This is a genomic window from Alkalilimnicola ehrlichii MLHE-1 (genome assembly GCF_000014785.1).
Classification (GTDB): domain Bacteria; phylum Pseudomonadota; class Gammaproteobacteria; order Nitrococcales; family Halorhodospiraceae; genus Alkalilimnicola; species Alkalilimnicola ehrlichii.
In genome coordinates this window covers 1,603,149-1,617,397 of the sequence record NC_008340.1, presented here as the reverse complement: position 1 = coordinate 1,617,397, position 14,249 = coordinate 1,603,149, and the positions used below count along the sequence as shown (strand labels likewise).

General features: G+C 68.5%; 13 protein-coding genes. 4 read left to right on the top strand and 9 right to left on the bottom strand.

Annotation, left to right across the window (positions count from 1 at the left end; translation table 11 throughout):
* Positions 1 to 231: 231 nt before the first annotated feature.
* A complete protein-coding gene (locus MLG_RS15550) occupies positions 232 to 897 on the bottom strand; it encodes a TetR family transcriptional regulator (protein ID WP_049753541.1) in 666 nt (221 codons plus the stop codon).
* 153 nt (positions 898 to 1,050) lie between these two features.
* Here MLG_RS15550 and MLG_RS07195 point away from each other — a divergent pair, with 153 nt between their 5' ends.
* The 3 genes from MLG_RS07195 to MLG_RS07185 are packed head-to-tail and all read left to right on the top strand — an operon-like array spanning position 1,051 to position 6,848.
* Positions 1,051 to 2,208, top strand: a complete 1,158-nt coding sequence (locus MLG_RS07195; RefSeq protein WP_011629153.1) for an efflux RND transporter periplasmic adaptor subunit — start codon at positions 1,051 to 1,053, stop codon at positions 2,206 to 2,208.
* Between the two features lie 4 nt (positions 2,209 to 2,212).
* Positions 2,213 to 5,389 carry an efflux RND transporter permease subunit gene (locus MLG_RS07190; RefSeq protein WP_011629152.1) on the top strand — a complete coding sequence of 1,059 codons (3,177 nt, stop codon included), beginning with the start codon at positions 2,213 to 2,215 and terminating at the stop codon, positions 5,387 to 5,389.
* Positions 5,382 to 6,848 carry an efflux transporter outer membrane subunit gene (locus MLG_RS07185; protein WP_011629151.1) on the top strand — a complete coding sequence of 489 codons (1,467 nt, stop codon included), beginning with the start codon at positions 5,382 to 5,384 and terminating at the stop codon, positions 6,846 to 6,848. Before MLG_RS07190 ends, MLG_RS07185 begins: the two co-directional genes overlap by 8 nt.
* Positions 6,849 to 6,855: 7 nt before the next feature.
* Here MLG_RS07185 and MLG_RS07180 read toward each other — a convergent pair whose 3' ends face one another.
* From MLG_RS07180 to MLG_RS07150, 7 genes are all read right to left on the bottom strand, one after another.
* The gene (locus MLG_RS07180) at positions 6,856 to 7,443 is read right to left on the bottom strand and encodes a class I SAM-dependent methyltransferase (RefSeq protein WP_011629150.1); all 588 of its coding nucleotides are present in this window, start codon (positions 7,441 to 7,443) and stop codon (positions 6,856 to 6,858) included.
* Positions 7,444 to 7,489: 46 nt separating this feature from the next.
* The gene (locus MLG_RS07175) at positions 7,490 to 8,095 is read right to left on the bottom strand and encodes a YceI family protein (protein WP_011629149.1); all 606 of its coding nucleotides are present in this window, start codon (positions 8,093 to 8,095) and stop codon (positions 7,490 to 7,492) included.
* 90 nt (positions 8,096 to 8,185) lie between these two features.
* Positions 8,186 to 8,725 (bottom strand): cytochrome b, encoded by a 540-nt coding sequence (locus MLG_RS07170; protein ID WP_011629148.1) that lies wholly within the window; start codon positions 8,723 to 8,725, stop codon positions 8,186 to 8,188.
* Positions 8,726 to 8,834: 109 nt separating this feature from the next.
* The gene (locus tag MLG_RS07165; RefSeq protein ID WP_011629147.1) at positions 8,835 to 9,752 is read right to left on the bottom strand and encodes a LysR family transcriptional regulator; all 918 of its coding nucleotides are present in this window, start codon (positions 9,750 to 9,752) and stop codon (positions 8,835 to 8,837) included.
* The gene (locus MLG_RS07160; RefSeq protein ID WP_156774649.1) at positions 9,752 to 10,336 is read right to left on the bottom strand and encodes a c-type cytochrome; all 585 of its coding nucleotides are present in this window, start codon (positions 10,334 to 10,336) and stop codon (positions 9,752 to 9,754) included. The genes MLG_RS07165 and MLG_RS07160 overlap by 1 nt, the downstream gene beginning before the upstream one ends.
* Positions 10,311 to 11,093 carry an SDR family NAD(P)-dependent oxidoreductase gene (locus MLG_RS07155; protein WP_011629145.1) on the bottom strand — a complete coding sequence of 261 codons (783 nt, stop codon included), beginning with the start codon at positions 11,091 to 11,093 and terminating at the stop codon, positions 10,311 to 10,313. The genes MLG_RS07160 and MLG_RS07155 overlap by 26 nt, the downstream gene beginning before the upstream one ends.
* A 72-nt stretch (positions 11,094 to 11,165) precedes the next feature.
* On the bottom strand, positions 11,166 to 12,125 hold the full coding sequence (locus MLG_RS07150) for a 2-hydroxyacid dehydrogenase (protein ID WP_011629144.1): 960 nt from the start codon (positions 12,123 to 12,125) through the stop codon (positions 11,166 to 11,168).
* Positions 12,126 to 12,488: 363 nt separating this feature from the next.
* On the opposite strand from MLG_RS07150, the gene dusB reads away from it, so the two are divergent.
* Complete coding sequence (gene dusB / locus MLG_RS07145) at positions 12,489 to 13,478, top strand: tRNA dihydrouridine synthase DusB (RefSeq protein WP_049753539.1); 990 nt, start codon at positions 12,489 to 12,491, stop codon at positions 13,476 to 13,478.
* Here dusB and MLG_RS07140 read toward each other — a convergent pair.
* A complete protein-coding gene (locus MLG_RS07140) occupies positions 13,447 to 14,247 on the bottom strand; it encodes a flagellar motor protein MotB (protein WP_011629142.1) in 801 nt (266 codons plus the stop codon). The genes dusB and MLG_RS07140 overlap by 32 nt on opposite strands.
* Positions 14,248 to 14,249: the final 2 nt, after the last annotated feature.

Below are 14,249 nucleotides of genomic sequence, written 5' to 3'. Positions count from 1 at the left end.
TCGCCAGGCCACCGGCGTGCGCGGCCCCGGAAGGTCGACCGGTCCGATCCGTTACTGCGCATAATGTATATTATGTTAAATGCCGTCTGTCTCAAACAAACACGCAGACCCACCGCCCCGCCGCGGGCAGCAATGGCCGTTGCAACAGCATCGTGAGCGGATTGCGGGGCCGCCGGGCGCCACCGCGGATTCAGCGCGCTTCAGTACACCCGAGGATGGATCTGATCGCCCTCACCGTTCCTCGTCCGCACCACCGGCCCGGTCGCCCCGCGGGTCGGCGCTTGAAGCGGGCCGCACGAGGCCCCGGAGAAACACCCGGAACAAGCACTCGGCCTCGCCCTCCAGATCCAGGCGCTCCGGCTCCTGCAGCCAGATGAACAATAATCCGGTGAAAAAGGCGATCAGCGCATCCAAGGCGGTATCGGGGCTGAGCGCCGGATGCAGCCGACCCTGGCGCTGTGCGGCCTCAAAGCAACTGCGGAACGCCGCCTCGGCCTGCTCGCGGTTCTCGGCCTCGCCCGCCGTGGCCGGTTCGCCGGGGCGGCGCGCCCGCCGGTGCAGGACGATGGTGTAGACCCGGCGGGTACGTTCATCCCTGAGCAGGTGGCGGATGGCCGTCAGGCAGAGCTTCTCCAGCACCGCGACCGGATCACCCCCCAGTTCGCCATCATAGGCCTCCCGCATGGTCACCAACGGCAGGCGCACGCGCCGCACCATCTCATCGTAGAGGTGTGTCTTATCGCGAAAGTGCCAATAGATGGCACCGCGGGTCATGCCCGCCGCCTCCGCGATGGCCGCGAGGCTGGCGTCGGCCACGCCGCGCTCCAGGAAGACGGCTTCGGCGGCATCCAGCAACTGGTGACGGGTTTCTTCGGCTTCCGCCTTGGTTTTGCGCATGCTTGGCTCGGGTAGATCCATTGTTGACTGGTTTTGTCGGCTGTGTAGTATACCGTTAATCGTTTACATACGTCCTTGTATGTATGTAAACGCAGCTGATTCGGTCCGGACCTCACACCACCGCAAGCCCATTCCCATCGGAGAACCCAGCGCATGTCCGCTGCCTCGCCCGCGCTCGCACGCAAACCCAAGTCCATCGTTACCGCCATCGTCGTCGCTCTGGGTCTCTATGGGTGGACGCTCCCAGCCCTGGGTCAACAGCAGGCAGATATGCCACCGCCCCCGGTCACCGTCGCCCCGGTTGAGACAGCCGCCGTGGAGGTTGAGGGGGTCTATGCCGGCCGCGCCCGCGGCGCACGCGAGGTGGAGGTTCGCGCCCGGGTGGACGGCATCCTGGAAGAGCGCCTTTACCGGGAGGGCCAGGTGGTGAATGAGGGCGATGCCCTCTTCCGCATCGACCCGGAGCCTTATGAAATCGCCCTACGCCGGGCCGAGGCGGAACGCGCCAATGCGCAAGCCGCCTATAACCAGGCCAGTCGGGAATGGCGCCGGATCGCCTCGCTCTACGAACGGGATGCGGTCAGTCAGCGGGAGCGGGACCGGGCCCTGTCCGAGTTCGAACTGGCGGAGGCACAACGGGCCGTGGCCGATGCCGCTGTGCGTGATGCGCAACGCAACCTGCGTTATACCGAAGTCCAGGCACCGCTGAGCGGGACGACCGGGCTGGAGGTGCTACCCGAGGGCAGTCTGATCGAGCGGGGCACCCTGCTCACCCGCATTACCCGGCACGACCCGATCCATGTCCGCTTCGCCCTACCCGAAGGCGACGCTGCTGTTCAGCGCGCGGCGCGCCAGGCGCGGCTGGCGGCGGGCGATGACCACGAATACGAGGCCCATCTGCGCCTGCCCGACGGCACCACCTACGCCCACACCGGGACGGTGGACTTCACCGACAGCACGATTGACCCGCGCACCGGCAGTGTCACGGCGCGGGCGGTTTTCCCCAATGTGGAGCACCGCATCGTGCCGGGCCAGTTCCTGCGGGTGAGACTGCTGCTGGAGCGGCACCAGGATGCCGTGGTCGTGGACGAGACCGCCGTCGGCGAAGGGCGAGAGGGGCCACAGGTCTTTGTGGTGGATGAGGAGGGCACCGCACGGGCGCGGCCGGTGGAACTCGGCCCTGTGGTCGACGGCCGACAGATCATTCTCGACGGCCTGACGCCGGGTGAACGCCTGGTGGTGAATGGCCATGTCGCCCTGCATGATGGAATGGCCGTGGATGTGGTGGCCGACCGGTCGGACGAGGAGTAATCCCATGCTGCGGTTCTTCATCGACCGGCCGATCTTCGCCTCAGTCATCTCGATCATCATCCTGGTGGCCGGGCTCGCGTCGCTGCGCGCCCTGCCCATCGAGCAGTACCCGGACGTGGTGCCACCGGAGATCGTGGTCCAGGCCGCTTACCCCGGCGCCAGCTCGGAGGTGTTGGCGGAGGCGGTGGCCGCACCCCTGGAGCAGGAGATCAACGGCGTGGACGACATGATCTACATGGAGTCCACCAGTACCGACGCCGGCACGGTCCAGATCTCGGTCTCCTTCGAGATGGGCACCGATCCGGATCAGGCCGAGATCAACGTCAACAACCGGGTGCAGGCCGCCCTGCCCCGACTGCCCCAGGCGGTACGGGACCAGGGGGTGCGGGTGGAGGCCCGCTCCACCAACATCCTGTTGGTGGCGACGCTCAGCTCGCCGGACGGGCGCCACGGCACGCTCGAGCTCAGTAACTACGCCCTGCTGAACATCATCGACGAACTGGAGCGCCTGCCCGGTGTGGGCGAGGCCTCTCTATTCGGCCAGCAGGACTACGCCATGCGGATCTGGCTACGGCCGGACAAGCTGGCCCAGTACGACCTGACGCCGGCGGAGGTGGCGGCGGCCATCCGCGAGCAGAACGCCCAGTTCGCCGCCGGCCAGATGGGCGCTGAGCCGGCCCCCGACGGCCAGGCCTTCACCCTCACCGTGACCACCCGGGGCCAACTGGAGGGGGCGGAGGAGTTCGAGGCCATCATCCTGCGCTCGGACGAGTCCGGGGCCACCCTGCGCCTCGGCGACGTGGCCAGGGCCGAACTGGGTGCCCAGAGCTACGCCTTCTCCGCCACCTACAACGGCGAGCCGACCGTCCCCATCGGGGTCTATCAGGCGCCCGGGGCCAACGCCCTGGAGACCGCCGAGCAGGTGCGGGCCGCGCTGGCGGACAGCGCCGAGCGCTTTCCCGAGGGCGTGGAGTACACCATCCCCTATGACACCACCGAGTTCGTGGAGGTCTCCATCCGGGAGGTCTACACCACACTGCTCATCGCGGTAGGGCTCGTGGTGCTGGTGACCTTCGTCTTCCTGCAGCACCTGCGGGCGACCCTGATCCCCATCACTGCGATACCGGTCTCCCTGATCGGGACCTTTGCGGGCATGCAGGCCATGGGCTTTTCGGTCAACCTGCTGACCCTCTTCGGGCTGGTGCTGGCCATCGGCATCGTCGTGGACAACGCCATCATCGTGATGGAGAACGTCGAGCGGCTGATGCGCGAGAAGGGGCTGAAGGCCAGGGAGGCCTCGGTGGAGACCATGAAGCAGGTTTCCGGGGCGGTGGTCTCCTCCACCCTGGTGCTGGTGGCGGTCTTCGCGCCCGTGGCCTTCCTGGGCGGTCTGACCGGTGAGTTGTACCGCCAGTTCGCGGTCACTATCGCCTTCTCGGTGGTGATCTCCGGCGTGGTGGCGCTGACCCTGACCCCGGCGATGTGTGCCCTGCTCCTGGATAAGCAGCCGAAGACACCCTGGCTGCCCTTCCGCCTCTTCAACGCCGGCTTTGAACACCTGACCCGGGCCTTCGTGGCCGCGGTCGGCTTCCTGGTCAGAAACCGCACTGTGGGTGTCGGGCTGTTCGCACTCGCCGTGGGCGGCGCGGTGTTCCTGGTGGAGCGCATGCCGGACGGCCTGGTGCCCCAGGAGGACCAGGGGTTTGCCCTGGTGGTCGCACAGTTGCCGCCCACCTCAGCGCTGAACCGCACCGAAGCGGTCCGCGACGCCCTGGCGGCGCAGCTCACGCAACTGGAAGAGATCCAGGAGTTCACCGCCTTCGCCGGCTTCGACATCATCGCCGGCTCGCTGCGGACCAACGCCGCGGTCGGTTTCGTGAACTTCACCGACTGGGCCGATCGGCCCCGGCCCGACCAACACGCCGCGGCCATGAGTGAGCGAATCTCCGGGATGGGGTTCGGCCTGCAGGAGGCCAATGTGTTCGCCTTCATTCCGCCGCCCATCCAGGGGCTGTCACTGACCGGCGGCGTGGAGGGCTTTCTGCAGGTGCGCGAGGACATGAGCGCCCGCCAGGTGGAGGCCTTGGCCAACCGGGTGGTCCAGCGGGCCAATGAGCGCCCGGAGCTGGTGAACGCCCGCTCGACGCTGGACACCGGCATCCCCCGCTACCGTGCGGAGTTGGACCGCGAGAAGGCCAAGGCGGCCGGGGTGCGGATTGACGAGGTGTTTAATACCATGCGGGCCACCTTCGGCGCCCTCTATGTCAACGATTTCACCTTCGCCGGACGGCTATGGCAGGTGAACCTCCAGTCCGAGCAGGACTTCCGGAGCCATCCGGAGGACCTGCGCCATGTCTTCGTGCGCTCCGAGAGCGGTGATCTCGTGCCGCTGAGCGCGCTGGTCCGTCTGACCCGCGAGTCGGGCGCGGACATCATCAACCGCTTCAACATCTATCAGGCCGCCAAGCTGATGGCCGACCCCGCCCCCGGCTACACCAGCGGTGACGCGAAGGCGGCGCTCGAGGCGGTGGTGGCCGAGGTCCGCGACGAGGAGGGGGCCGACGCTCTGCTCGGCTGGATCGGCGAGGCCTACCAGTTGGAGGTGGCGGCCGGCGCCGGCGCCGCGGCCTTCGCCATGGGCCTGCTAATGGTGTTCCTGATCCTGGCCGCGCAGTACGAACGCTGGACGCTGCCTCTGGCCGTGGCCACCGCGGTCCCCTTCGCCGTCCTGGGCGCCGCCCTCTTCGCCCTGCTCCGCGGTTTCCCCAACGACATCTACTTCCAGGTGGGCCTGCTGGTGCTGATCGGCCTGGCGGCCAAGAACGCCATTCTCATCGTGGAGTTCGCGGCCCAGAACCGGGCCACCGGCATGACCTCCACCGAGGCGGCCATGGCTGCGGCACGCCAGCGTTTCCGCGCCATTATGATGACCGCCCTGACCTTCATCATCGGCACCCTGCCTCTGGTGTTCGCCACCGGGGCCGGCGCCGCCAGCCGCCAGGAGATCGGGACCGTGGTGGTGGGCGGCATGCTGGCCGCCAGCACCCTGGCGCTGCTCTTCGTGCCGCTGTTCTACAAACTGCTTGAGGATGTCGCCACCTGGCGCAACGAGCGGCGGGCCCGGCGTGAGCAGGAGAAGGCGGCGCAGGCCGATGACAAGGAGGCCGGGAACCATGCGTAAGGCGATAACCGCCCTGGCCGCAGTACTGATACTGGCCGGCTGCGCCGTCGGCCCAGACTACCAGGCCCCGGAAATGGACCTGCCGGAGGCCTGGCCCGAAAGCAGCCTGTTGGCCGATGGGGAGCGGGCGGCGTGGGTGGACTGGTGGAAGCGGTTCGACGACCCCACCCTCAACCAACTGGTCGAGCGGGCGGTGGCCAACAACCTGGACATCCGCCTGCAGGCGGCCCGTCTCGAGGAGGCCCGCGCCCGGTTGGGCATGGCCAGCGCGGAGCAACTGCCCACGGTCGACCTGCAGGCGGAGGCGGCGCGGGAGCGCGGCCCCGCCACCCTGCAGCCGGCGTTTCCGGGTGTGGAGCCGCGAGCCCGTACCGACAACCTGTTCTCGGTAAGCGGCGTGCTGGGTTATGAGATCGATCTGTTTGGCCGCCTGGCCCGGGAGCGTGAGGCGGCCGAGGCCTTCCTGCTGGAGAATGTCTTCAGCCAGGATGCCGTGCGGCTGAACCTCATCGCCGATGTGGTCACCACCTACTTCGACCTGCGGGCGGCCCAGCAACAGCTGGCCATCACGGAGAACACCCTGGTCTCCCGGGAGGAGACCTACGCCCTGGAGCGGGTGCGTTACGAGGCGGGTGAAACCGACGAGCTGACGCTGCGCCAGGCGGAGGCCGAACTGCAGAGCACTCGGGCGGAGATCCCCCTGCGCCAGGAGCAGGTGAGCACCTTGGAGGGGGTGCTGGGCGTGCTGGTGGGTATGAGCCCCGCGGAGCTGATGACCCTCGATGAGATGGACCTGGGCGAGTACACGCCACTGGAGGCCATTCACCTGCCGGAGGACCTGCCCGCAACCCTGCCCTCAGAACTGCTGGAGCGGCGGCCGGATGTGCGGGCGGCCGAGGCCGAACTGATGGCCGCCACCGCAGCCATCGGCGTTGCGCAGGCGGAACGCCTGCCCCGGCTAAACCTCACCGCCCTGCTCGGCACGGCGGCCACCGACACCAGCGACTTATTCACCGGGGCCGCGGAGACCTGGGGCCTGGGGAGCTCGGTGGCGGGGCCACTGTTCGATTTCGGTCGCGGGCGCGCCGGGGTGGAGGCCGCCGAGGCCATGGCGGCGCAATCACGTGCCCGGTATCAGGCCACCGTGATCAGCGCCTTCAACGAGGTGCGCGACGCCCTGAGCCTGTACCGCACCAGCAGCCAGCGGGCTCAGGCTATCCGAGCGCAGGTGGCGGCGGTGGAGCGCACCTCGCAGCTGGCCGAACTGCGCTATCAGGAGGGCTTCATCGGCTTTATCGAGGTGCTCGACGCCCAACGCAGCCTGCTGGCCGCGGAGCTGGCCCTGGCCGAGGCGGTGCGCGACCAGCTGAACGCTACCGCCACCCTGTTCAAGGCCCTGGGGGGCGGCTGGGCGCAGCCGGACCCGCCGGCGGACGACGCACGCGACGAGCCCGGCTGAACCCGGTCTAGCGCCGGGCCACCCACTGCACCACATGGGCCAGGCCGGTATGGCCCCGACCCTCGATCACCGCCCGCTCGCGTTCCCGGGCGATGACCGGTCTCAGGCCGGGGAAATCCGCACGCAGGGTGGCCAGGTTCACCAGCATGGCCGGATCAGGTGGCCCGCCGGTGCCGTAGTCCAGTTGCCGTGGGGTGTAGGCTTCAATGATCACCACCCCGCCGGGCCTCAGCCCGGCCGCAGCGGCACCGTGCACCTGGCGGCGTAGCGCCGGCGGCAGATGGGCGAAGATCCCGACAATACCGTCCCAGCAGCCGGGTTCGATGCTGTAGTCCGCCAGGTCCGCGTGCACCCATACCACCGATACCCCGTGTTGCCCGGCCAGGCGCTCCCCCTTGCGCACCCCCTCCCTGGAGGCGTCCACTGCGGTGACCCGGTAGCCCTGCCTGGCCAGCCAGACGGCATTGCGTCCCTCGCCCTCGGCCAGACAAAGCACCCGCCCGCCGGGGGGGATGTGAGACGCCTCGGCGGCGAGAAAGTCGTTGGGGTCGGTGCCGTAGAAGTAGTCCTCTGCGCGATACCGCTCGTCCCACATGGTGCGTGTCCTTGTGACTCAGGCGCTGTGCTCTCGACCGGCGCCCCTATTGGCGGATGCCCTCGAGCACGAAGCGCAGGCGCATCTCATCGGCGTCCGGACCCAGGTCGTAGTCCATGCCGAAATCGCTGCGCTTGATGGTGGTGGTGCCCACGTAACCGCGGCGGTAGCCGCCCCAGGGGTCCTCCCCGGCGCCGACAAACGTCACGTCCACCTCGATGGGCCGGGTCTCGCCGTGGAGGGTCAGCTCACCCAGCAGTCGCCCGTCCTCACCGTCGGGCTCGAAGCCGGTGGTCTCAAACCGGGCCACCGGGTATTCGGAGACATGGAGGAAATCCTCGCCCCGCAGGTGGCGGTCCCGCTCGGCGTGGTTGGTGTCGATGCTGGCCGTCGCCACCTCCATGGTGACCCGGCTGTTCTCCGGGGCCTCCGGATCATAGACGAACTCCCCCTCCAGCTCGTTGAAGCGCCCCTCGATGAAGGAGAAGCCCAGGTGCGAGATGCTGAAGGTCACGAAACTGTGGGCCGGATCCAGGTCGTAGACCTCGTCGCCGGCCACGGCCGGAGCGGTGAAGGCGAGCAGGCCGACCAGCGAGACCGCCGCGGCTATCGCGCGTGAACGGGTCAGGATCCGCTTGAGCGAGTGCGTCATGGTCATTCTCCTCAGGTGTCGTCATGGGCCGGATCGGGCCGGCCGTAGGGTCAATAGTGTCTCGTGTGCTCGATCGTACCGGGCAGGCCGCTAGCCGATCATACGCCGCAGCACGCCGTCCCGGTCGATCAGGGCATGCTTGAGCGCGGCGGCGATATGGAGCAGGACCAGCCAGGCCCCGCCAAAGGCCAGATAGTAGTGCAGATCCGCGGCGATCTCCTCACGCCCGGAGCTGCGCGGCAACAGCGCCGGCACCTGGAACAGCCCGAACACGTCCACCGGCCGGCCGTCGGCAGTGGAGAGCAGGTACCCGGTGACCGGTACGGCGATCATCAGGCCATAGAGCAGCCAATGGGTCGCACCCGCCGCCAGCCGCTCCCAGGCCGGCTGCTGCGGCGGGTGGGGGGGGCGCCGGTCCACCAGCAGCCAGGCCAGGCGCAGGCAAATCAGCAGCCCGGCCAGGACCCCGAGCGAGCGATGCCAGTGGGGCACAGTGTTGTAAAGCGGGTCGTAATAGCTCAACTCCGTGGCCCACCAGCCGGTCGCGAACAGGGCCAGCAACAGCAGCGCCATGAGCCAGTGAAAGAGACGGGCCACCCACCCGTAGCGTAGATCGTTCCCTCGCAGCATGCGGGACTCCTTGTTCCAAGGGCATGGCCAAAGTGTACGGATCCCGTTGTGATGGAAAACCCGGCCCGGGCGAAAATCATTGTCCCGTCAGGCGGAAAAATCCCGCGCTTCAGTCGGGGGCCGGCCCCTGCTCCCAGGTGGGCGTGTCACGCCAGGTCTCGGCGAGGAAGTCCACGAAGGCACGGACCTTGGCGGGCAGATAGCGCCGGCTGGGGTAGACGGCGTAGACCCCCAGCGGCGGCAGAGGGTAGTCGGGCAGCAGCGGGACCAGGCGACCGGCTGACAGGTCGTCACGGACCAGAAAGGCCGGGAGCTGGGCGATGCCATCACCGGCCAAGGCCGCTGCGCGCAGCACGTCCCCGTTGTTGGCGGTCAGGTAGCCGCCGACCCGGACCGGTATCGGCCCCTGCGGGCCCTGATAGGTCCAGGTGCGGTAGGGTTCGGCCTGGGAGTAGAGCAGGCAGGTGTGCGCCTGCAGGGCCTCCGGCCGCTCCGGCCGACCCGCTTGGGCCAGATAACCCGGTGCCGCGCAGGTGATGATGCTGACCGACGCCAGCTTGCGGGCCACCAGATGCTCCGGCAGCGAGCGGCTGATGCGCAGCGCCAGGTCATGGCCCTCGCCCATCAGATCCACCTGGCGGTCGTCCAGTGACAGGTTCAGATGCACGCGGGGGTGCCGGGCATGGAATTGCGGGATCAGACCGGCCAGGTGCAGGGTGCCGAAGGAGACCGGGGCGGTCACCCGCAACACCCCGTTCGGTTCCCCTGTGCCGGCCCCCACCTCGGCCTCAGCCTCCTCGAGCCGCGCCAGCAGATCCTTGCAATGCCGGTAAAAGACCTGTCCCTGCTCGGTGAGCGTCAGGCGCCGGGTGGTGCGCTGGAACAACCGGGCCTGCAGGTGCGCCTCCAACTCCGATACCTGCCGGGAGGTGGTGCTCGTGGCCCGGCCGAGACGCTCGCTGGCGGCGACGAAGCTGCCGGCCTCCACCACGGCGACGAAGGCCTCCATTGCCAGTAATCGGTCCATCAGGGGGGTGACCCTCCCGGGGTTTCGGATGACGGTGGCTGCGGATGGGCCTGCGGTACCGGCTCCTCCCCCAGGTCCACGCCGGCCTCGCGAAAGCGGGCATCGTAGCGCTGCCAGGCCTGGTAGATCTCCTCCGGCCACCAATGCTGCAGGTAGGCGATGACCGCGGTCACCTCGTCGTCGGACAGTACCGCGCGCCAGGGCGGCATGCCGGGCCCCAGGCCATGCCGAATGAAATGGCGCAGCTCGTCTTTGCCATGGTGCCAGGTGTGACCGGTGCCGTTCAGCGGTGGCGGGCCGGTGCGCCCGGAGGCATCCCGCTGGCGCCAGTTCTCCGCGCCGTCCCCGGCCACCCCGTGGCATTGGGCGCAATATTGCTGATAGAGCGCCTCACCGCGTACGACCTGCCCTTCGTCGTACCAGCGTTCCGCGCCGGGCTCGTCCTGGGCACAGCCGGCGAGCCCGGCGGTCAGGGCCAGCACCACGGCCGGCCATACCGCGCCCCGCCCCATCCGGTCACGGTGATGAACCGGCGGCGCGCTCGGCACGGCCCGCCGCTTACCCGGGGCTGCGCTGCCAGTCACGGGTCTGCTCGGGGTCGGAGATATTCCACTCCGACGATGCGTAGCGGTCGTCGTCGGTGGCACTGAGCACCCAGCAGGCGAAGTCGGCCACCTCCTCGGCCGACCGCAACTCCCCCTCTCGGTGCAGGGCACGGAATCGCTCCACCAGCGGGAACGCCGCCTCGGAACTGGCACGGATGTGTGCCTGCATCGGGGTGTCCACCACCCCCGGGCGGAGGCTGCCGACACGGATGCCCCGGTCACGCAGCTCGCCGTCCAGACACTGGTAGAGCATGTGCAGGGCGGCCTTGGCGGTGCAGTAGGCCCCCCAGCCGGGGATCGGGCTGTGGGCGGCACCGGAGGAGATGTGCAGCACCCGGCTGCCGGCGGGCAGGCGGGACAACAGGGACCGGGTGAGAAACAGCGGCCCCTCTACGTTGATCGCCTGGCTCCTCCGCCACTGCTCGGGATCGAGCTCGGTCAACGGCCCGATGGGGTCGATGGTGCCGGCATTGTGAATAAGGAAACGCAAGCCATTCGGCGCGTGCTGGTCGACGGCCTGGCCGATCCGCTGGCGGCCCTCCTCCTGCGCCACGTCGGCCGGCACCGGGACCACGGCCCCGTCAGGCGCGGCGGTCGCGGTCGCCTCCAGCGGCCCGGGACGGCGCCCGGTGATGATGACTCGCTGGCCCCGGGCGGCCAGCGCCAGCGCCAGCGCCCGGCCCAGACCGGTGCCGCCGCCCGTGACCAGGCTCCATTCCATTGATTCCCTACTCATGGCGAGGTGCTCCTCCCTAGATCCTTGGTATTGATGGGTCCTTGGTATTTTACGGTGGTGCCGGGTCGCTCACTACTCGCTGACCACCCGCACCGGATGCCCGTCCAGATAGCCACGGGCAGCCTCCGCCAGTTGCATCACGATCCGCTGCCGGGCCTCCCGGCTGCCCCAGGCCGAATGGGGGGTAACAATGAGGTTGGGGATGTCGCCGGCCAGGAGCGGATTGCCGTTGACCGGCGGCTCCTCCGACAGCACATCGACCCCGGCCCCGCCGATCTCCCCCGCACGCAGGGCATCGGCCAGCGCCTGTTCATCGACGATGCCGCCCCGCGCGCAATTGATCAACAGGGCGTGGCGGGGCAGGCGCTGGAGGGCCTCCGCCCCGATCAGGTTACGGGTGGCATCCGTCAGCGGGCAGTGCAGGGTCAAGACATCCACCTGGGGCAGAAGCTGCTCCAGCGGCACGCGCCCAAGTGCCGGCGGTCCGCCGCCCGGCCGCGCGGCCACCTTGACGGTCATCCCCAGGGCCCGGGCCAGCTCCGCGACCCGCTGGCCCAGCTCGCCGTGGCCCACCAACCCGAGGGTCCGCCCGGAGAGCTCCTGGATAGGGTAATCGAGTAAACAGAACTGTTCGCTCCGGCCCCACTCCCCCGCCTGCACGGCGTTGTGGTAGTCCAACAGCCGGGTGCTGAGGGCGAGCATCAGACCAAGGGTGTGCTGGGCCACCGCATCGGTGCCATAGCCCCGGCAGTTGCACACGGTGATCCCCCGCTGCCGGGCCGCCGCCAGATCCACGTTATTGGTGCCGGTGGCCGCCACCAGGATCAGCCGCAGGTCGGGTGCGGCGGCCAAGGCCGCCTCATCCAACACCACCTTGTTCACGACCACGGCATTCAGGTCCGCGATCCGGTCGGCGACCTCATGGGCCCCGGTCCGCTCGTAGTGGCGCAGATCGGGCAGCGCCTGCTCCAACGGCGCCAGGTCCAGATCGCCCTGATCCAGCGAGTCTCGGTCCAGAAAGGCAGAACGCATGGCCTTCTCCTCGGTCGGTTTCGAGCCGCGCCGGGGCTTGACAAGCCCCATTTATGCACAAGAGGTCGGCCCGGGTTAGAGAGACAGGGGTTTCTCGGGAACTCTTCACCCTATACCTTGAGAAACACCATAGAGCCTTGGTTTTATTGGTCTTTTTCTTATTGGTGCCCCATTGAACAAAACCGCAACAAGCGCGTAATGACGCCGGTTACAGCGCGGTTTCCCCCCGTTGTCCACAAAGTTATCCACAGGTTCTGTGGATTGTCCGGGTTTCCCCAACCGATGCAGACACTTAGCCCTGACTGGCGGGGACCGACGCGCTCAGGGTATGCTCGCGCTCGAACAGCGCAACCTGATTGGAACATGAACATCGGCCCTTGGAAACTCTCCGGCCGGGTGCTGCTCGCACCCATGGCCGGCATCACCGACCTCCCCTTTCGTCAGCTCTGTCGCCAATGGGGTGCCGCCCTCGCGGTTTCGGAGATGCTGTCCGCCGATCCAACCCTGCGCAAGACGCGCAAGAGCCAATGGCGCGCCACCCTCGCCGACGACGAGTGCCCACGGGTGGCGCAGATCGCGGGCGCGGATCCGGTCGCCCTAGCGGAGGCGGCCCGCTACAACGTACAGCGGGGCGCCCAGGTCATCGACATCAACATGGGCTGTCCGGCAAAGAAGGTCTGCAATCGCATGGCCGGCTCCGCACTGCTCGCGGACGAGCCCCTGGTGCGCCGGATCCTGACCGCGGTCGTGTCCGCGGTGGAGGTCCCGGTCACCCTGAAGTATCGCACCGGTCCGTCGCCCGAGCGGCGCAATGCCGTGGCCATCGCCCGGATGGCGGAGGACGCCGGGGTGGCCGCACTGACGCTTCACGGCCGGACACGGGTCCAGGCCTACCAGGGTCAGGCCGAATACCGCAGCGTGGAGGCGGTCTGTCGGGCGGTGGACATCCCGGTCGTCGCCAACGGCGATATCGATAGCCCAGACAAGGCGCGGCAGGTGCTGGACGAAACCGGCGCCGATGCGGTCATGGTCGGGCGCGCGGCCCAGGGCCGACCCTGGCTCTTCCAGGCGATTCACACCTATCTGGAGACCGGTACGCGGGTCGCCACGCCTTCGCTGGCGGTGCGCAAGCAGACCCTGCTGACCCACCTGCGCGAGATTCATCGCTTTTACGGCGACTGGATGGGGCCCCGCATCGCGCGCAAGCACATCAAGTGGTATCTACAGGCTCTGCAGGTGGATCGGTGCCATGTGCAGCCACTGATGCAGCCCACTGCCCCGGAGGCGCAACGGGTGGCGGTTGCCGATTGCCTGTCACGGCTCAACGAGGCGCCGGCGGCGGCGCCTGCATAGCCTCGGGAACCACATCCAGCACCGGCTGTTCCGCCGGCGGGCCCCAGCGGTTCCAATCATCCAACCCGGTGATGAGCACATCCACCCGCCGGTTGCGCGCCCGGTTCTCCGGGCTGGTGTTCGGCCGCAGTGGCCGGGTGTCGGCGTGGCCCTGGGCGATGAAGCGCCCTGGCTCTATGGGCGCGGCCTCCAGCAACAAGTGCACCACCTCGGTCGCCCGGGCGGTGGACAGTTCCCAGTTGGAGCGGAACCGCTCGGTGTCGATGGGCACGTCGTCGGTATGCCCGGAGACCCGGATTGTCCCGCCCTGCCCGGCCAGCACCCCGGCCACCGTGTGCAGGATCGGCAGGAAGGAGGCGTTCACGTCGGCGCTGCCGGAGGGGAAGGCGGCCTTTTCCGGGAACCGGATCAGCACGTTCTCGTCCAGGCGCTCCACCTCCAGCAGGCCCTCACCCAATTCCCCCTCCAACTGCTCCTGGAGCTCGGCGGTGATCTGATCGATGGGGTCCGGGACGGCGTCCAGCAGGTCCTCCAGCAGGCTCGGATCGACGGGCGAGCCGCCGTCAAAATCGATGGGACTGGGGCTGGGGCTCGGGTCGCCCTCGGTCAACTGCGGACCGAAGGCCGCTCGGATGGACTGAGCGGCCAGCCGGTACTTCTCCGCATCCAGCGAGGAGAAGGCGAACAGCATGACGAAGAACACCACCAGCAGCGCCATCAGATCGGCAAACGTGGTGATCCAGGCCGGCGGCGGGCGTCGCTTGGCCATGG